Here is a 17,225-nt window from a genome sequence, read left to right on the forward strand (position 1 = left end):
TAAACTTGAAAACTTTGAAGGAGTCGATTTTAATGGTAACAATTTATACTACTCCAAGCAGTTTAGCCTGTCGTAAAGCAAAAGCTTGGCTTAAGAAGAACGAAATTTCCTTTAATGAACGTAACCTATATTCCCAACCTCTTTCCATAGAAGAAATAAAAGAGATTTTACGTAAAACGGAAGGCGGGACAGATGAAATCATCTCAACCCGTTCAAAAAAATTCAAAAGCCTGAATATCGATATAAATAATACACCGCTTAATGATCTTTGCAAACTTATTCAAGATAACCCGGATTTACTTCGCCGGCCAATCATTTTCGATCATAAGAACTTGCATGCAGGATATAATGAAGAGGAAATGGGACGCTTCCTTCCAAGGAAGGTCCGTCATGTACAATTATGGCGGGCAATCAGCCAATTAGCTTAATTAGTTAGCATTCTGCATAATAAGAGGGTTGTCCATTCCCAGGACAACCCTTTTTTATATTTGATCCGCATTTTCTATGACAATCGTAAAGATGGTGCCTTGTTCATTGCTATCCTTAAGCACAAGATCTCCCTTTTGCGCTTTTGCGAGCATCTTACTGAATGGCAGTCCCAAACCTAAACCGCGTACCTTTAACTTTTTGTTTTCGCCTCGATAAAATGGTTCGAACACATATTGTTGTTCATGCTTTGGAATCCCCCGCCCGCTGTCCAGAACATCAATGCAGATTCGTTCTTCATCCTTTTCATAAAGATGAATCGCTATTTTGCCTTTGCCGTCAAGTGCATGTCTGGCATTATTCAAAAGGTTAATGACGATTTGCTGCATCCGCAAAGAATCAATTTGACCAAAGACCGGTTCATCAGGAACGTTTATCTCCAAAGCGAACGCTTGATCATCATCTTGGGTCACCTGCCAGCGATAAGCGATTTCCTTGATGAATATATTGATATTCTCTTTTTGCAACCGGATTTTAAAAGCGCCTGCTGATATGGCATTATAATTGAGTAAATCCTCTATCATACCTTGTAAACGCTGAGTTTCCTTTAATGAAATATCGAGGAATTCCTTACTTTGCTCTCCCTTGACGACATCATCTTTCACCGCTTGTATCAGTCCGCTAATGGAAGTGACTGGCGTTTTCAAATCATGGGTTACGCCCGCGAGCAATTCCGCCCGCAACTTCTCCATGACCTTCAATCGATTGGTCATTTCCTTAAATGATTCTATCAGTTCATAGATTTCTTCTTCCTTGATTTCCTCTTCCTCTTTGAAATGGATATCATAGTTGCCTTCACGAACCTGGACCGCGGCGTTAGCTACGTCTTGGATGGGGCGCGAAATCTGCCTGGAAAGAAAATAAATGACGCCCGTTCCGAGAATCAGAAGTCCTCCAATCATTATCGCCAACAAACCATGATCTTGGTTGATTTCCTTCAATGCCCCTTCTTCCTGAGCAATGACCACCCAGCCTCTCGTCTCATCATTGAACGTAATGGGGGATTTGACGACATATACTTTGTTGTCGGAAATCTTGACCTTCTGGACCAACTCCGTATTTTTCATGATGACGTCCGGGAGTTTATTTTCATCCGGATCGATATACAACTGCGGCATCGTATATATGATGGTGGCATCGGGATCGACGATATAGATGATTGGCTGTTGATTCAGATGGAGGATTTTCTCTCTTTCCTCAACAATTTCCGAAAGGATCGGGCCAACGACAATCTGGCCATTTTCCTTTATCGCCCGATCGGATGTTTCATCCGCTAAGTACTTTAGAAGGCTGAGCCTATATTCCAAAGCCGTTTTTTCCATCCACCATAAGGAAAAAACAGATAATAATATCAAACCGGAAATCAAGGTCAATACGTATCTCTTTGTCCAATAGCGTTGTAAAGTGGTTCTTTTTTTAGTTTTCATAGACACTCAATTGATACCCCAATCCACGCAATGTTTTTATTTCCCCCTCGGTTACCGGCCATGCATCTATCGCCTTCCTGATACGTTTGATCGCCAGGTCCACCGCACGGTCACTGCCGTCATAATCCATGCCCCACACCTGGTCGAGCAGCTGTTCCCTCGTGAAAATTTGATTAGGGTGCTTAGCGAAAAAAACGAGAAGAGACAAATCACGCGGCGTCAAGTTTATCTCTTCCCCATTCAAATGCACCATATATGACAGATCATCGATGATTAAACTCCCAAACTCGTGTACATGACCATCTTCCGTAACAACCGATGATGATCTTCTTAAAACGGCATGCACCCGGGCCACGACTTCTTCAGCAACGAAGGGTTTGGAGATGTAATCATCCGCACCTGACTTAAATCCCGATAATCTGTAATCGACATCTGTCAGTGCAGTCAACATGATAACCGGACATGTATCGTCCTCCCGAATTTCCTTCAATATATCCCAGCCTTCCTTACCCGGCAGCATGACATCAAGCAGGACAAGGTCTGGCTTCGTTTCTTCAAACACTGGAATGGCCTTTAGCCCATCGTAAACTTGGACTACATCAAAACCTTCCCGCTCCAAATATGCTTTCAATACCATCGATATGGCAATTTCATCTTCTACTACAAGAATTTTCTTCATATATGGATTCCTCCTTCCTGAATTATAGTGGAATTATTTTGTATATGCTAATTATAAAAAAACACCAAGCCTTTTCCCTCGATTTTACCCTTTTTATGTGTCAGGATTATGTTCGCAGTAAAATTAACCGGTGTTTTCACTTCGTAACTTTGTGTAAGTGATCTCGATTCATTTTAACAGGAATGCCGCTATGTGATCGTAAAAATCATACAGAAAAACCATGAGCTCCTCATTACACTCTAAAGAGGCTGGCTCTAAACTGAGCCAGCCTTTTCAATTACATGTCTCGTGTGGATTTGGACAGCCCGCTTCCTGCCTTTCCACTTGGATCGTACTATGTTCAATTCCAAACTGATCATGAAGTAGTTTTTGCGCTTCTGCTAAAACTGAATCGTGATTACCGTTCTCATCTATGACAACATGGCAGCTCATTGTCAAAAAACCAGAAGTGATCGTCCAGATATGGAGATCATGGACATCGGATACACCGTCCAATTTTACCAGGGATGCTTTCACTTCATCCATATCGACTTGATCTGGTGTGCCCTCCATCAAGATATGGAAAGAATCCCTTACTACCCTAAAACCGCTGATAATAATTAAAATCGCGACTATGACGCTCGCAATCGGATCTGCAATTCCCCAATCGAAAAAATAAATCAAGAGTGCGGCCGCAATGGCACCCACAGATCCAAGCATATCACCAATGACATGTAAAAAAGCACTTCGCACATTCAGATTGTCTTCCTTATCTCCGCTCATTAAAATCCAGGCGGCAATGACATTAACAAGTAAGCCGATAATTGAAATCATTAGCATTCCCATGCTTTGAACCTCAGGAGGATCCAGGAACCTCTTAATTGCCTCAAAGAAAATGAATACGGATATGACGATCAATGTCAATCCATTCAAGCAAGCAGCAATGATCTCAAACCGTTTATACCCAAACGATTTGGACGATGTCGATTTCCTTTCCCCCAACCTTATCGCTGTATAACTAAGCCCTAATGCTGCCGCATCGCTAAGCATGTGACCTGCATCCGACAGTAAAGCCAGACTATTTGTCAAGAATCCCCCAATGACCTCTACTATCATAAATGTGGAGATTAATAAGAAAGATGCCAACAATGCTTTTTTATTGTTAGAATGGTGGTGTCCGTGTCCATGATCATGGGAGTGACCATGATGATGTCCCATGCCATCCCTCCTCTCGATTTGAAACTTATATATAGTATGGGATAAATCCAGAATGGTTTCAAATGATTCACTTCAGGGATTCACTGGCTGCAAAAAGAGCGATCAAACGGGCAGGAAGTGATTTTTTACGAAAAATAAAAATCGGACTTCAACCAATTCAAAGTAAAAATAAACGCTACAGACATTTCCTGCAGCGTTTTCCCCGTTTATTTTTCCTCTTGCATCGTATCATCGACAATGGCATAAAGATCCTTATTAAACAATTCATCATTACAGACAAGACTATGCCGTTCCATCTCTTCCTGCTCTTGAATTACCTGTTCATTTTCCTTCATGACCTACCTCCAGCTTCATATTGTTTGCCTATTAGCGTATCCGCAGGCATGTACCTTTATGCTCAACATTTCCCCAACCTTCATCTTTTATAAACGTCTTAGGCCTGCTGCCCGCCATGGAAGGCACGTATAATGAATTCACGCTCTGGAACTTGTAAGCTTTGGTACGATGATAGGAACGATGTATTATCATAGGCCACTTTTTCAAGCTTTACCTGAATACCCGCATTTTCAATTGAAACAATGGCATAAGGAGCAACTGGTTCACCATTACAGCCAAGAGAACCAGGGTTCAGGAATATCGTTCGGTCATTTTTATAAAGGTGGATAGGATGATGATGTCCGAATCCTATTAAATCGTGATGCTGATCTTTGAAAAGCATTTCCAAGTTATTTAAACTCGGTTCAACGATTTTACTATATGGATTTTGGCTTATGTGCTCATCCAATTTCTTCGATTCCATGTGATAATGGGTGAAGTAAACGGAGTGATCATTAATGATATGATGTATGGTTCGAGGCAATTTTTCCAATTCATTTATGAATTTCCGCTGCATCCTTTCAGCTATCCATTCATGATGCTCCTTAACATGAATATGACCGTCCGGATGCGGCTCCCCGTTAATGATGGCCAGGACAGCTTCATCATGATTTCCAGTTATCATCGATAAATCATTTCTTGAAAATAAAAGTTCAAGGACTTCATTTGTATCGGGGCCAATCCCAACCATATCTCCCAAACAATAGAGACGATCTATTTCTTCCCTTTGATCAATATCCCTAAGGACGGCTTTTAACGCTGAAGCATTACCATGCACATCCGTTATAATGGCAACTTTCATGACTTAATTCAGCTCCCTTCCTCCACAATCCACATGGTATATTATAACATTCAAAACGAAATCAAAAAAATATTCGGGCTTAATCCCTTGGTTTGCCCACGCCCATTTTTTATGAATAAGCAAACACTTCGGCCTAGAATACATAGTATGAAGTATTCCCGGTAAAGATGTTTTGCTAGGTATGTAATTCATAATATATATGAGGAGGAAATCAAATGGGTGGAAATGGTAACGAATGTTGTGGCGGCGGTTTCGATAACGGATTCGCATTGCTGATCGTATTATTCATCTTGCTGATCATCATTGGATGCAGTTGGGGATTCGGCGGCGGCTTCGGCGGATGCTGCTAATAATGACATAAATCAAAAAGGCGCCTGATCATGGCGCCTTTTTTGTAATGGATTGACTTTTTAGTTTTTGTTTTTACTATTCCAAAGAGGCTTTCCCTCTTCAAACTTTTTTTACATAATATTAGGAAGGATCTATAAACTTTTAGATGTTTCTTCTAGACATGAACGTTTGGCAAATTAGGTACCTTCCGCACTCAAATCATAAAAGGGGCAGAGAGCCTGCTCAAACCATCCTCCATTTGTTTTTTCGCATCTTTCATCATGCCATCAAGTAATTCCTTTACCGTGGGTATATCGTCAATCAATCCGGCAACCTGGCCGCTGTTCATAAAACCATTGGTAACATCCCCGTTCATCGCTCCATTAATATGATGGACTTCAGAGGTCATTTCACGATAATTCACAGGAGACAGACCCTGCTTCTCCAGATCCAGCACTTTCTCGGTATATGGGTCCTTCAATACCCTTCTGACCTGTCCAAATGATCTGCCCAAAATTACTGTATCATTGCCCATCGCTTCGATTAGTTTCTGCTTATATGATGGATGGAACGGTGCTTCTTGTGTAGCAATCAGCCTGGTTCCCAATTGGACGCCTGAAGCCCCCAGCATCAATGCAGCTGCCACCCCCTGCCCATTGCCTATTCCGCCAGCGGCCAAAACGGGAAGCGTCACATGCTTGCTGATTTGCGGAATGAGTGTAAACGTCGTCATTTCCAGGTTCGAGTTGATGCCGGCGGCTTCAAACCCTTCCGCGACCAGCACATCTGCCCCTGCATCTTGCGCTTTTTGTGCGTGCTTGACTGACGCAACGATGGCAATCACTTTTATATTCTTTTTTTGCAATAGTGGAATGAAAGGGGCAGGATTACCTGCAGATAAGGAAACTACAGGTATATCATGCTTCAGGACAAGATTCATTAACTCATCCGTATATGGACTAACGTTTATTGGAATGTTCAACGCAAAATTGTTATTGGTTTTATCTTTGGTTTCGAGAATGATGGCTTCTACCTGTTCAGGGGTCATGGTGCCGCACCCTATTGTTCCCAGGCCCCCTGCATTGGATACTGCAGCCGCAAGACTTGCATTGCTTATATTCCCCATGCCGCCTTGAATAATTGGATATTTTATCTCAAAAAGTTCACAAATATATTTCACTTTCATCCCTCCCAGTCAATTTAATGTTATACTATATTCATTAGAAAAACAATTCTGACTTTTTAAAAAAAGGAGCGAGACTATGATTATTCCGTACAATAATAAAAAACCATCCATTGATGATACCGTTTTCGTGGCACCCGGCGCTCATTTAATCGGTGATGTTTCGATTGGGAAAGACTCGACCATTTGGTTTAATTCCGTACTGCGCGGTGATGAAGATTCAATTACAATAGGAGAAAAATGCAGTATTCAGGATAACTCCACCATTCATTTATTTGAAGGATGCCCGGTTGTCATTGAAGATGAAGTGACGGTCGGTCACAATGTCATCCTGCATGGCTGTAAAATAGGCAAACGCTCCATTATCGGTATGGGATCAACGATATTGGATAATGTAGAGATCGGCGAAGAATGCATCGTCGGAGCGAACACATTGATTTCCTCTGGCAAAATCATACCTCCACGTTCACTGGTCATTGGTTCCCCGGGGAAAGTGGTTCGCAGATTGAATGATAAAGATCTTGAATTGATCCAACTTTCCATCGATACATATGTTCAAAAAGGGAAAGACTTCAAAGGGATACTCGATTAATTATTGCAAGGAATTTGAAAAGAGCTCCGGCCAGTCGTCATTAACGACTGGCTGAAGCTCTTTTTCACTTAATGATGAGTGGATGGTCCTTGGCATCATAGGTTTCATCTTTCCGGCATAGATCATTGTTTTCCTGAAATACGCTTTCAAAGAAACGGCTTGCTGGTTCAGCCAAGACTTGATAATATTGGCTAAATAAAAGAGCAGCATGATTCCCATTCCACTTAGAAGGCAGAAGTTCCTTTGGCAGGCCCGGATCGATGAATAAAAATTTACGGTATTCATGCACCAAGTTCGTTCGTTCCACAAAACAATCTGCATCGGACATTTCACCCCTGCTAATGATGCTTTGATGAACGATGAATTGTTTACTGTATTTCTCGATGAATTCTTCATATTTATTTTCAATCTCTTCTAATTGCCAGCTCTTCTCTACAAGCGATTGGTTTTCTTTTGGACCTTTGTACTCCGAGATGAAAAAATCAACATATTCATCTATGTCATATTTCTCGATCAAGCGATTGATTTGCTTCTCCAAATCATTGGGGGAAATCCAGCAACCACTTGAAAAACTGCCAAATCCGCTCCATAATAATTCTTTGCGGAGATCATCCCGTAATTGCCGCTTATCTTCAGGGATCGTGTACATTAAGATGCGCCATTTACCGTCCCATTCATTCGGTTTCATCTTATATATGCGATTGGCCGCTTCATCCATTCTCTGCACACCGCGATCAGTCAAAAAATAATAGCTTTTATTTCCCTGCTTCTCTGACTGAATCCACCCTTGCTTGACCATTCGTGAAACGGCTACACGAACGCCCTGCTCATTATGGCCGAATTCCTTTAACAAACGAATTAAACTGCCTATCCAGATTTTACTTCCATAGTTACGGATATAATCGCCGTATATCGTAAAAATCATGGATTGTGTATTAGTACCTATCTTTCTCACCTCGTCCTAACATTGTTACTATTTTCACACGGAAGACATAATAATTATTATATCTTTTTAACATGAAAGTGCAATATTATTCACCAGTAAATCGCGCTTTTCTCCGTTCACTAAATGCCAGGAGCGCTTCCGATCTATCTTGAGTCGGAATGGTCAATTCATAGGCTTTTCCTTCTATAGCCATTCCCGTTTGCAAATCCGTATTCATTCCTTGGTCAATCGCATATTTGGCTTGTTTGACTGCAATCGGCCCATTCTTCATGATATTGGCTGCCAATTCCTCACAGGCTGACATTAGACGATCCCTTGGCACGACCTTCAAAAGGATCCCTAATTGACATGCTTCTTCCGCAGTCAATTTTTTAGCGGTGAAGATCAATTCCTTCGCCTTCATTTCCCCAATCAATCTCGGCAGCCGCTGTGTACCGCCTGCTCCCGGAATAATGGCCCAGCTAGTTTCAGTGAGCCCCAAAGAAACACCTTCCGCAGCAATTGCAAAGTCACATGAAAGCAGCCATTCAAATCCTCCCCCCAATGCATACCCATTGACGGCAGCAATTGTCGGCTGCGGAAGCCCTGCGATACTATTAAAAACATCGCGAATCGCTTTAACGTTCCTTCTTACTTCGGCATCATTCAAAGACTTCCTTTCTTTCAAATCCGCTCCCGCGCTGAATGCTTTTTCCCCTGCACCGGTGAAAATGACGATACGGATATCGCCGTCATAATAAACGGCATCGATGACTTGCTGCAGTTCACAAAGTGTCTCATAGTCGAAGCAGTTCAATACGTCGGGCCGATTCACTGTTATATAGCCGATTTGATTTATCACTTTATAAATAACCTTTGACATGAGTCTCCTCCCCTTTTTGAAAAAATGACCCTTATGCAGATAAAATTAAATAAGGGCCATACGCTTAATCATTCTTTATCGATATTTTCTATAATGGCGGATATGCCTTGGCCGACGCCTACACACATCGTCGCAAGGCCATAGCGTACTTTCCGCTTTTTCATTTCGTGGACGAGTGTTGTTAAAATACGCGCCCCGCTTGCACCTAGCGGATGGCCAAAAGCTATTGCCCCGCCGTTGACATTCACTTTCTCCTGATCCAATTTCAATTGGCGGATGCACTCCAAGGATTGGGAAGCGAATGCTTCATTCAATTCCACCAGCCCGATGTCTTCAATCGTCAAACTTGCCCTCTCCAATGCTTTTTTAGTGGCATGAATCGGGCCAAGGCCCATAATGGACGGTTCCAAGCCCGCTACCGCCCCTACAACATATTTGGCCAGAGGCTTCAATCCAAGCTCCCGTGCTTTTTCCGCACTCATCAAAAGCAGTGCCGAGGCTCCATCATTTACACCTGAAGCATTACCGGCGGTTACAGTGCCGCCTTTAAAGATCGGTTTGAGTTTTTCCAGCTTTTCAATGGTCGTGTCAGGACGAGGGTGTTCATCCTTCTCGATAATGACCTCATTCCCTTTTCGATCCGTATATCGAACAGGTACGATTTCATTAATGAAACGCTCATTTTCCACTGCGTTTTTCGCCCTTTGCTGGCTTTGATAAGCGAATTGATCTTGGTCCTCCCTTGAAACAGAAAAACGCAGGGCGACGTTTTCAGCCGTTTGAGGCATGGAATCCGCACCATACATTTCTTTAAGTTTCTCATTAGTGAAACGCCATCCGATCGTTGTATCCTGAAGCTCCATTGAACCCCGCGGAAATTCACTCTCAGGTTTGGCCATGACGTACGGCGCCCTTGTCATGCTTTCAGTACCCCCTGCGATATAAATATCGCCTTCACCGACTGCAATGGAGCGCGCTGCATACATGACGGCATCCAATCCGGATCCACATAAACGATTTATTGTCGTTCCAGCTACATTTACCGGAAGACCAGCTAAGAGGGCGGACATCCGGGCCACATCGCGATTATCCTCACCCGCTTGATTTGCATTCCCGAAGATGACATCCTCAATTTGATCAGGCGGCAGCTCTGGATTGCGATCTATCAGCGCCTTGATTACAATTGCGCCGAGGTCATCCGGGCGAACGCTTTTCAATGCGCCTTTATATCTTCCGATTGGTGTTCTCACAGCATCAATGATCACAACATCCTTCATTTCCTCACCAGCTCGCCATCTTTTGTATAATCGTACACACCTTTACCAGACTTACGGCCGAGCCTGCCAGCTTTAACATATTGTTCAAGGAGGGGAGCCGGGCGGTATTTCTCACCCAGTTTACTATGTAAATATTTTAAATTATTCAAGCGGGCATCCAATCCCACCAAATCTCCTAGCTCAAATGGTCCCATTGGGTAATTCAGCCCTAACTTTATTGCCTTATCGATTTCTTCTGGTGTTCCTAAGCCTTCTTGAAGCATAAAGAACGCTTCATTACCTACCAAACAGCTGATCCTGCTTGTAACAAACCCAGGGAATTCATTTATGACCACGGTCTCTTTCCCCATTTTTTCGGCTACCTCTTTTATTATGGCTGCCGTTTCATCACTTGTTTCAAGACCACGTACAATTTCAACGAGCGGCATTTTTTGTACAGGATTGAAAAAATGCATGGCAATCGTTTTTTCGGGACGCTTTCCATAAGAACCAATTTCCGTCGGACTCATCGTGGAAGTATTGGTTGCAAAGTAACAATCTTCTTTTGCATGGACTTCAATCGTTTCGAAGACTGCCCTCTTGATTTCCGCCTTTTCCGGAACTGCCTCTATGATCAAGTCGGCATATGCTGCTGATTCTTTCAGATTGGCAGAATAGGTAAATCTGCTTTTTGCAGCTGCCGCTTCTTCCTCGGTAATCTTTTGGTAGCGCAAACCCTTTTCAAAAATGGAATCGATTTCGTTTCTTGCACTTTCCAAAGCATCCTGATTCACATCCACCAATATTACATTAAAGCCCCCAATTGCTCCTACATAAGCTATTCCCCTGCCCATGACACCAGAACCGACGACCACTAGATTACTAATCATTCGTTCATTCCTCCTTCAAAAATAAATAGGGCTGGCTCGGATGAATCAGATCAGCATTCAACCATACCTGAATTACTTTTCCGACATACCGTTTAGCCAGCCGTCTATTTTTTTGTTTTATTGAATTCCAAATGGATTTAAGGGACGGCTTCCATGATAGGAAATGATGCTTTTCGTTTCTGTATAAAGATCAAGTGTCTCAATGCAAAGTTCCCGGCCGAATCCTGAATGTTTATACCCTCCGAAAGGTGTTCCAGGAAATGCGGAGAATGGGCAATTCACCATGACGATTCCAGCTTCTATTTGATTGGCCACTCTAGTCGCACGCCCGCCATCTTTTGTCCAAAGGGCTGAACCCAAACCGAATTCCGTATCATTCGCGAGCCTCACAGCTTCTTTTTCATCTTTGAATTTCATTATGACAACGACCGGCCCGAATATTTCCTCTTTCACTACATCCATTTCATGATTGACATTCGCTATTACCGTCGGCTCATACCAATAACCGTTTTCGAAGCCTTCAATGACCGCTGGCTTTCCTCCCGTCAGGATCTTCGCTCCATCAGTAATGGCAGATTGGACATAATTTTCGATGACATCCAATTGCCCTTGATCTATGACTGCACCGATGTGTGTTTCTTTGTCGAGCGGATTGCCCAATTTCAATTTTTTCGTCTTTTCTACGAATCTTGCAACGAACTCATCGTATATGTCTTCGTGAACGTATAAACGGGATCTAGCTTCGCAAGACTGCCCAGTATTATAGAAAATTCCATATAATGATCCATCGATGGCTGCTTCAAGGTCTGCATCTTCAAAAACAATATTAGGGGACTTACCGCCAAGCTCCAATGTGACCCTTTTTAATGTCTGAGAAGCCTTGCCCATAAGATCTCTGCCGATTGGCGTAGAACCCGTAAAGGCCACCTTATTCACTTTCGGATGCTGAACAAGGTAATTCCCTACGTCCGATCCAGGACCTGGAATGATATTGACCACGCCTGAAGGAACACCTGCTTCTAAACAGATTTCCCCTAAAACAAGGGCCGTCAGCGGCGTTAACGAGGCTGGCTTAACGATTACCGAACAGCCAACCGCGATTGCAGGTGCAATTTTCCACGCTGCCATCATCATAGGGTAATTCCATGGGATAATTTGGGCACAAACGCCTACTGGCTCTTTTTCCGTATAGTTATGGAATTGACCAGGCACATTATTCACAGATCCGCGGTGTGCAACTAACGCTCCTGCATAAAATTCGAAATCTTCAATTGCCTGCATGACTTGGCCTTGCGCTGCAGAAATGGATTTGCCGCTGTTCAGGACTTCCAATTCAACCAATTCATTAAAGCGTGAACGCATGATCGCTGCAATTTTGTTCAAAACACGAGACCGTTTGTTAATCGGAGTCCTCTTCCATTTCCCGTTATCAAATGCTTCACGTGCAGCTTGAACAGCCTTTTCCGCATCTTCCTTGGTCGCCTTTGCAACCTTGGCAATGATTTCACCAGTCGCAGGATTGTACGCATCAATCGTGGAACCATCCGAGCTTTCCACTCTTTCTCCATTAATGATCAGATGATAATAATCACGCTTCATTTCCGCTTTTTCAAATGCCGCCTCTTGTACTCTAACCATGTAATCCCACTCCCTTTTCTATATTACTTACCTATGAATTGAGCTTTCCTTTTTTCAGTGAATGCTGTCACACCTTCTGCATAATCCTTCGTTAAGCCAGCAATGCGCTGACCCTCCGCTTCTTCTTTTAAGTATTCTTCCAATGAAAGATGATAGGACGCCTCTAAGTATCTTTTGATTAATCCGATTGCCTTCGTTGGTTTGTTTGCGATATTCTCTGCAAAGGCTTTCAATTGCTCGTTCCACTCATCCACACCGATCACTTTTGTAGCGAGCCCGATATTTTTCGCCTCGCCAGCCGTAACCTTTTCGCCCAATAATGATAATTCCAGGGCTTTCGCATGACCAACGATTCGCGAAAGGTAATACAGATTCCCCGAATCAGGAATCAATCCAATATTGACAAAGGCATTTAAAAAACTGGCTTTTTCAGAAACAAGCCGAAAATCGCATGCCAACGCCAGGCTGAAGCCAGCACCTGCAGCCACCCCATTGACTCCTGCAATGATCGGTTTTTCACAGTTTGCTATTTGCTCCATCATCGGACCGTAATCCTCACGCAGCTTCTGGCCTAAATTCATGCCCTCATCAACATCCGATAAATCCTGCCCCGAACAAAATGCCCTGCCTTCCCCAGTAATGATAATGGCCCGGACTTCATCTGCCCCTGCGGATATTTTGATCGCTTTCTGTATTTCCTTATTCATTTGGGACGTAAAGGCATTTAGTTTATCAGGACGGTTCAAAGTAAGCCAAGCAACTCCATTTTCAACCCTATATTTGATCGTTTCGTACATAGAGCACCCCTTATCCGCCTGTGAATTTTGGCTCCCTTTTTTCAACAAATGCTTTCATTCCTTCTTTTTGGTCCTCTGATGCGAAAAGGATATAGAAATTCTTCCGTTCAAATTGCATGCCCTCATTTAATGGATAATCAACGGCCTTATTGATGGATTCTTTGATCAGCCTTACAGCTAACGGGGGTTGCTTTGCTATCTTTCTAGCAAAACCAACCGATTCTTCCATTAACAATTCAGGTGCCACGATCTTATTAATGAAACCATATTGTTGGGCTGTCTTTGCCTTTATCCTTTCAGCCGTCAATATCCATTCAAGCGCCTTCGTCTTGCCTACCAATTTCGTCAATCTTTGGGTTCCTCCTGCACCAGGCATGACCCCTAGTGTCACTTCAGGAAAGGAAAACTGGGTATCGCTGGCGGCAATCAGGAAATCACAGGATAAAGCAAGTTCAAAACCACCGCCGAATACAAAACTTTTCACCGCACCAATCACAGGCTTCTTGACTAGGCTTATTCGGTCCCAATCGGCAAATTGGTTCGTTAACTCCATACTGATTGGATCATCGTTCACCATCTCGTCAATATCAGCTCCAGCGGAAAATGCTTTTCCATTGCCCGATAGCAAAATCACCTTCACTTGCGGGTCCCGGTCGAATTCTTCCATGGTTGAAACAATTTCCCTAACCATTATCCTGTTAAGGGCATTAAGTTGCTTAGGCCGATTTAAAGAGATATAACCAATTCCATCCGAGATTGACGTTTCGATGAATTGAAGCGCATTCATTTTATTTCTTCACCGATCATCATCGTTACAAGTTTCCCGGCAAAGCCCATTAGGTCTTTCCCTGATGCTTTTCCTTCCGGGGAACGCATTCCTTGTTGCAATGCATCATGGTCTTCATAATACATTTCACAAAGAATGTAGTACTCAGAGTCTTTGCCCATTGGGGTCCCTACAATTTTAGTGACCTCCATTTTTTGAAGACCAGGAATTTTTTCCGTTATCGGACCATGTACATTGAAGTAGTGCTCATCGAATTCTTCCTTGTTTTCAGGTTGTTTATAAAGGGCGATTAGTTTTACCATTTTAGAAAACCTCCATTTTATTAGATTATTTTTATCATCGGTTTCATCGCTTCGAACGGATTTTTGCATGCCTTACAATATAAAATGCTGCGGCAGGCCGTGGGACCGAAGATATTTTCCATTGTGACATATGTCGATTCACAATATGGGCAATCCACATGCCATGATCCATCACTTTTCATTTGTCGAGGAGGAGGGGAGATTCCGAAAACCTTCAATCCAGCTTTCCCCTTTTCCGTAATTCGATCGGATGTCCAGGAAGGGGAACGTAAAAATTCCACACTTACATTTTTTACGGCAGGCAGCTGTTTAAGGGCTGTTTCCACATTTTTTTGAATGATCGACAATGCCGGGCACCCAAGAAAAGTTGGCAGCATTTTTACCGAAACGTCCTGGCCCGAAACCGTCACGTCTTGGACCATCCCTAAATCCAGAATACTTACTGTATCGATTTCGGGATCTTTAACGTCTTCCAGGAGCCTATATATTTCTTCTGTGTTTAACTGTACGGTCGCCATGGTACCCCTCCCCTTTCTATTGATTCACCATGAAGCTGCTTTATCGCTTGCGTATACTTCGCTTAACGTTTCTAGCGCCTTTTCCAAATCTTCCGTATGCTGGCCATTACGGCCATCACCTCTTGCCATCCCTATTTGAATCGTTGCTGCCAAGCCGACACTTTCAAAAATTGGTGTGATGGCCTCGATCCATTTTTTCTGTAAAACAGCTTCGCCCTCTATCAAGCCGAGCTCCACCATTTCCTCCCCATATTGTCCAAGTGAAAATACGCCAGCAAAATCGGGCATTGTTTTCCCGATCGCCGCTTTCATTCTCGAAACCGCTTCCAAGTGACCAGATCCCAGCAATTGGACGAACCAGGTTTTCCAGTGCATCAAATGATAGTAAAGTTCCATCTGTACCTTTTGTGCCACTTCAGCAAGCGGTTCATATGAACATGAATGAAGGGATTGAACCTTAATTGCTTTGGCTTGGGTATAAAAATAATTCCGCACTACCGCAAACGCCCAATCATAATCCGGGTCTTTCATATAGTGACCAGGACCATTGACCAATTCGAGAATGATCGCATTGCGCCGTTCCTTGGCGGGACGGTCATGAGCCAGCTTATCCGCATCCCCTTCACCGAGTTCATCAAGTAACTTATAATAAATGGCTGAATGCCCCATCGTGTCTTGGGATATCGAGGCGGATGCAACATCTTCTTCGATATGCGGTGCGAGTCCCAACCATTCTGCACCACGGTATGAATGGATGAAGTCATCGTCCGCCAGTTGAAGCAGCAATTCCTTGATTGCGATGTCCTTCAATGATTCATTCCTCATTTTTCACACCTCCAGCCCAAGACATTATCTCTTTTTCATCGAGCATTCCCTGCTCATACTTCCGCCATTTTTTCTTTAAATACCCGTACCCTTTTGTGGTCCTGTAGTCTTTATTATCGATACGTTGAAGCGTTTTCTTTTCCTCGGCCGTCATTTTCCGTATATTCCGTCTCTTCACGACCCAGATATCATCAACCGCTTCACGTCTCATGAAATTTTCTTGTGCCATCATGATGGCGATATCCTCATTCGGGGCGAGCAGGCTGAAGTGGTATTGAACGGGTGATGATTGCGTTTTACGGCTGAATACTTCAAATTCTTCAAAGTAATTTCCTTGTCTAGTTTCCATATCGTCCTTCCCCCTCCCTTAAATGACCTTTGGAGCCAATGCCTCGCGTACCCATTTATTTTTTTCATAAGAATTTCTTCGAAGACTTAAGCGATCCTGCGAACGGGGACCTTCATTCCTTGCGAACACCTTCAATTTCCCCCAATCGGGTTGTTGGTAAATCCAGGTTTCAGACTCTTTGTCAAACCTAAGCGTTTCATCTGGAATGCTGAAGCCAAGTGAAAGGATCCGCTTCACATATTTTGAAAAAAAAGCTTGTCGAAGTTCTTCATTCGTACTGGTTCTGATTTTGTACTTAATCGTTATATCCTGTTTGGATGTGCCCACTTCTTTCTTACTGGGAGGTCCAAAGAAAAGTAATAAAGATTCCCACCAATAATTGATGGAGTCTTGAACCAATTTCCTTTGTTCTTCCGTCCCTTCAGCCAAAGCCATGATTATCGCTTCACCGTGCTGCGCGTGAAAAACTTCTTCCGCGCAAATCCTCTGTAATGCCCGGGCATAAGGCCCGTATGAGGCGCCAAGCATGTTCGTCTGGGAAATGATGGCTGCACCATCAACCAGCCAGCCAATCAATCCAGCATCGCCCCAGGATTTGGCTTCCATATGGAAAACATTATGAAACTTTAAATCTCCTTTAAACAAATCTTGCATGAGGTCATCCCGTTTTTTACTGTAAGGCTTTAGCAAATCCTCGGCGACGCGAAGCAATAATTGCCCATGCCCCATTTCATCCTGCACCTTTGCCATGATTCCAAGTTTCCTATTTAAAGTCGGGGCTTTAGGTACCCATTCCTTTTCTGGAAGCGCCCCCATGATTTCACTGATTCCATGCATTGATATTAATTTGATTAAAGTGCCCCGGTATTCTTCCGGCATCCAATCATCCGCCTCTATCTTTTCTCCCGCTTCGATTCTGGCAATGAATTGATTTAGCTTTTCTTCTCCTGCCATATCATTTAAAAGAACGTTCATCCAAATCAC

The 17,225-nt window shown here is 43.2% G+C and carries 21 protein-coding genes; 3 read left to right on the forward strand and 18 right to left on the reverse strand.

Annotation, left to right across the window (positions count from 1 at the left end):
- Positions 1–32 precede the first annotated feature (32 nt).
- Positions 33–428: a transcriptional regulator Spx gene (gene spx, locus ACFX4H_RS10160; protein ID WP_034314875.1), complete on the forward strand. Its 396-nt coding sequence runs from the start codon at positions 33–35 to the stop codon at positions 426–428.
- A 54-nt stretch (positions 429–482) separates the two neighbouring features.
- Here the strand turns inward: spx and ACFX4H_RS10165 are convergent, their stop codons facing one another.
- The 5 genes from ACFX4H_RS10165 to ACFX4H_RS10185 all read right to left on the reverse strand — a co-directional run bounded on the left by ACFX4H_RS10165 (position 483) and on the right by ACFX4H_RS10185 (position 4,966).
- Entirely contained in the window at positions 483–1,913 is a 1,431-nt protein-coding gene (locus ACFX4H_RS10165; RefSeq protein ID WP_241637007.1) for a HAMP domain-containing sensor histidine kinase, read from the reverse strand.
- A complete protein-coding gene (locus ACFX4H_RS10170; RefSeq protein WP_034314880.1) occupies positions 1,903–2,592 on the reverse strand; it encodes a response regulator transcription factor in 690 nt (229 codons plus the stop codon). Before ACFX4H_RS10170 ends, ACFX4H_RS10165 begins: the two co-directional genes overlap by 11 nt.
- Before the next feature lie 273 nt (positions 2,593–2,865).
- The gene (locus tag ACFX4H_RS10175) at positions 2,866–3,789 is read right to left on the reverse strand and encodes a cation diffusion facilitator family transporter (RefSeq protein WP_034314883.1); all 924 of its coding nucleotides are present in this window, start codon (positions 3,787–3,789) and stop codon (positions 2,866–2,868) included.
- A 206-nt stretch (positions 3,790–3,995) separates the two neighbouring features.
- Positions 3,996–4,124 (reverse strand): hypothetical protein, encoded by a 129-nt coding sequence (locus tag ACFX4H_RS10180; RefSeq protein ID WP_255256801.1) that lies wholly within the window; start codon positions 4,122–4,124, stop codon positions 3,996–3,998.
- 98 nt (positions 4,125–4,222) lie between these two features.
- Positions 4,223–4,966, reverse strand: a complete 744-nt coding sequence (locus tag ACFX4H_RS10185; protein ID WP_034314884.1) for a metallophosphoesterase family protein — start codon at positions 4,964–4,966, stop codon at positions 4,223–4,225.
- A 215-nt stretch (positions 4,967–5,181) separates the two neighbouring features.
- Here ACFX4H_RS10185 and ACFX4H_RS10190 point away from each other — a divergent pair, with 215 nt between their 5' ends.
- A complete protein-coding gene (locus ACFX4H_RS10190; RefSeq protein WP_063577172.1) occupies positions 5,182–5,316 on the forward strand; it encodes a YjcZ family sporulation protein in 135 nt (44 codons plus the stop codon).
- Between the two features lie 194 nt (positions 5,317–5,510).
- Here the strand turns inward: ACFX4H_RS10190 and ACFX4H_RS10195 are convergent, their stop codons facing one another.
- The gene (locus tag ACFX4H_RS10195) at positions 5,511–6,476 is read right to left on the reverse strand and encodes an NAD(P)H-dependent flavin oxidoreductase (protein WP_328137103.1); all 966 of its coding nucleotides are present in this window, start codon (positions 6,474–6,476) and stop codon (positions 5,511–5,513) included.
- Between the two features lie 82 nt (positions 6,477–6,558).
- On the opposite strand from ACFX4H_RS10195, the gene ACFX4H_RS10200 reads away from it, so the two are divergent.
- Positions 6,559–7,071 carry a gamma carbonic anhydrase family protein gene (locus tag ACFX4H_RS10200; protein WP_034314889.1) on the forward strand — a complete coding sequence of 171 codons (513 nt, stop codon included), beginning with the start codon at positions 6,559–6,561 and terminating at the stop codon, positions 7,069–7,071.
- 64 nt (positions 7,072–7,135) lie between these two features.
- Here the strand turns inward: ACFX4H_RS10200 and paaX are convergent, their stop codons facing one another.
- From paaX to paaA, 12 genes are all read right to left on the reverse strand, one after another.
- Positions 7,136–8,017, reverse strand: a complete 882-nt coding sequence (gene paaX, locus ACFX4H_RS10205; RefSeq protein ID WP_095391064.1) for a phenylacetic acid degradation operon negative regulatory protein PaaX — start codon at positions 8,015–8,017, stop codon at positions 7,136–7,138.
- 85 nt (positions 8,018–8,102) lie between these two features.
- Positions 8,103–8,879: an enoyl-CoA hydratase-related protein gene (locus tag ACFX4H_RS10210; RefSeq protein WP_328137104.1), complete on the reverse strand. Its 777-nt coding sequence runs from the start codon at positions 8,877–8,879 to the stop codon at positions 8,103–8,105.
- A gap of 68 nt (positions 8,880–8,947) precedes the next feature.
- On the reverse strand, positions 8,948–10,156 hold the full coding sequence (locus tag ACFX4H_RS10215; protein WP_034314894.1) for an acetyl-CoA C-acyltransferase: 1,209 nt from the start codon (positions 10,154–10,156) through the stop codon (positions 8,948–8,950).
- The gene (locus ACFX4H_RS10220; RefSeq protein ID WP_063591924.1) at positions 10,153–11,025 is read right to left on the reverse strand and encodes a 3-hydroxyacyl-CoA dehydrogenase; all 873 of its coding nucleotides are present in this window, start codon (positions 11,023–11,025) and stop codon (positions 10,153–10,155) included. Before ACFX4H_RS10220 ends, ACFX4H_RS10215 begins: the two co-directional genes overlap by 4 nt.
- Positions 11,026–11,142: 117 nt before the next feature.
- The gene (locus ACFX4H_RS10225) at positions 11,143–12,663 is read right to left on the reverse strand and encodes an aldehyde dehydrogenase family protein (protein ID WP_377435104.1); all 1,521 of its coding nucleotides are present in this window, start codon (positions 12,661–12,663) and stop codon (positions 11,143–11,145) included.
- A gap of 23 nt (positions 12,664–12,686) precedes the next feature.
- Positions 12,687–13,460 carry an enoyl-CoA hydratase-related protein gene (locus ACFX4H_RS10230; protein WP_063591926.1) on the reverse strand — a complete coding sequence of 258 codons (774 nt, stop codon included), beginning with the start codon at positions 13,458–13,460 and terminating at the stop codon, positions 12,687–12,689.
- Positions 13,461–13,470: 10 nt separating this feature from the next.
- Entirely contained in the window at positions 13,471–14,247 is a 777-nt protein-coding gene (locus tag ACFX4H_RS10235; RefSeq protein ID WP_377435106.1) for an enoyl-CoA hydratase/isomerase family protein, read from the reverse strand.
- On the reverse strand, positions 14,244–14,549 hold the full coding sequence (locus tag ACFX4H_RS10240; RefSeq protein ID WP_034314904.1) for an EthD family reductase: 306 nt from the start codon (positions 14,547–14,549) through the stop codon (positions 14,244–14,246). The genes ACFX4H_RS10235 and ACFX4H_RS10240 overlap by 4 nt, the downstream gene beginning before the upstream one ends.
- Before the next feature lie 20 nt (positions 14,550–14,569).
- Entirely contained in the window at positions 14,570–15,067 is a 498-nt protein-coding gene (gene paaD / locus ACFX4H_RS10245) for a 1,2-phenylacetyl-CoA epoxidase subunit PaaD (RefSeq protein WP_057275714.1), read from the reverse strand.
- 24 nt (positions 15,068–15,091) lie between these two features.
- On the reverse strand, positions 15,092–15,892 hold the full coding sequence (gene paaC, locus ACFX4H_RS10250; protein ID WP_377435108.1) for a 1,2-phenylacetyl-CoA epoxidase subunit PaaC: 801 nt from the start codon (positions 15,890–15,892) through the stop codon (positions 15,092–15,094).
- Positions 15,882–16,241, reverse strand: a complete 360-nt coding sequence (gene paaB, locus ACFX4H_RS10255; protein ID WP_034314912.1) for a 1,2-phenylacetyl-CoA epoxidase subunit PaaB — start codon at positions 16,239–16,241, stop codon at positions 15,882–15,884. Before paaB ends, paaC begins: the two co-directional genes overlap by 11 nt.
- Positions 16,242–16,259: 18 nt before the next feature.
- The gene (gene paaA, locus ACFX4H_RS10260) at positions 16,260–17,216 is read right to left on the reverse strand and encodes a 1,2-phenylacetyl-CoA epoxidase subunit PaaA (RefSeq protein WP_034314915.1); all 957 of its coding nucleotides are present in this window, start codon (positions 17,214–17,216) and stop codon (positions 16,260–16,262) included.
- Positions 17,217–17,225: the final 9 nt, after the last annotated feature.

It is taken from the genome of Peribacillus sp. YIM B13477, assembly GCF_042787955.1.
GTDB lineage: Bacteria > Bacillota > Bacilli > Bacillales > DSM-1321 > Peribacillus > Peribacillus frigoritolerans.

Coding starts and splice junctions, on each gene's coding strand:
- ACFX4H_RS10190 (WP_063577172.1), top strand. CDS start 5,182: ATGGGTGGAAATGGTAACGAATGTTGTGGCGGCGGTTTCGATAACGGA.
- ACFX4H_RS10235 (WP_377435106.1), bottom strand. CDS start 14,247: ATGAATGCGCTTCAATTCATCGAAACGTCAATCTCGGATGGAATTGGT.
- paaD (WP_057275714.1), bottom strand. CDS start 15,067: ATGGCGACCGTACAGTTAAACACAGAAGAAATATATAGGCTCCTGGAA.
- paaA (WP_034314915.1), bottom strand. CDS start 17,216: ATGAACGTTCTTTTAAATGATATGGCAGGAGAAGAAAAGCTAAATCAA.
- ACFX4H_RS10200 (WP_034314889.1), top strand. CDS start 6,559: ATGATTATTCCGTACAATAATAAAAAACCATCCATTGATGATACCGTT.
- ACFX4H_RS10220 (WP_063591924.1), bottom strand. CDS start 11,025: ATGATTAGTAATCTAGTGGTCGTCGGTTCTGGTGTCATGGGCAGGGGA.
- ACFX4H_RS10230 (WP_063591926.1), bottom strand. CDS start 13,460: ATGTACGAAACGATCAAATATAGGGTTGAAAATGGAGTTGCTTGGCTT.
- ACFX4H_RS10240 (WP_034314904.1), bottom strand. CDS start 14,549: ATGGTAAAACTAATCGCCCTTTATAAACAACCTGAAAACAAGGAAGAA.
- paaC (WP_377435108.1), bottom strand. CDS start 15,892: ATGAGGAATGAATCATTGAAGGACATCGCAATCAAGGAATTGCTGCTT.
- ACFX4H_RS10225 (WP_377435104.1), bottom strand. CDS start 12,663: ATGGTTAGAGTACAAGAGGCGGCATTTGAAAAAGCGGAAATGAAGCGT.
- ACFX4H_RS10215 (WP_034314894.1), bottom strand. CDS start 10,156: ATGAAGGATGTTGTGATCATTGATGCTGTGAGAACACCAATCGGAAGA.
- ACFX4H_RS10180 (WP_255256801.1), bottom strand. CDS start 4,124: ATGAAGGAAAATGAACAGGTAATTCAAGAGCAGGAAGAGATGGAACGG.
- paaB (WP_034314912.1), bottom strand. CDS start 16,241: ATGGAAACTAGACAAGGAAATTACTTTGAAGAATTTGAAGTATTCAGC.
- spx (WP_034314875.1), top strand. CDS start 33: ATGGTAACAATTTATACTACTCCAAGCAGTTTAGCCTGTCGTAAAGCA.
- ACFX4H_RS10175 (WP_034314883.1), bottom strand. CDS start 3,789: ATGGGACATCATCATGGTCACTCCCATGATCATGGACACGGACACCAC.
- ACFX4H_RS10165 (WP_241637007.1), bottom strand. CDS start 1,913: ATGAAAACTAAAAAAAGAACCACTTTACAACGCTATTGGACAAAGAGA.
- ACFX4H_RS10170 (WP_034314880.1), bottom strand. CDS start 2,592: ATGAAGAAAATTCTTGTAGTAGAAGATGAAATTGCCATATCGATGGTA.
- ACFX4H_RS10210 (WP_328137104.1), bottom strand. CDS start 8,879: ATGTCAAAGGTTATTTATAAAGTGATAAATCAAATCGGCTATATAACA.
- ACFX4H_RS10185 (WP_034314884.1), bottom strand. CDS start 4,966: ATGAAAGTTGCCATTATAACGGATGTGCATGGTAATGCTTCAGCGTTA.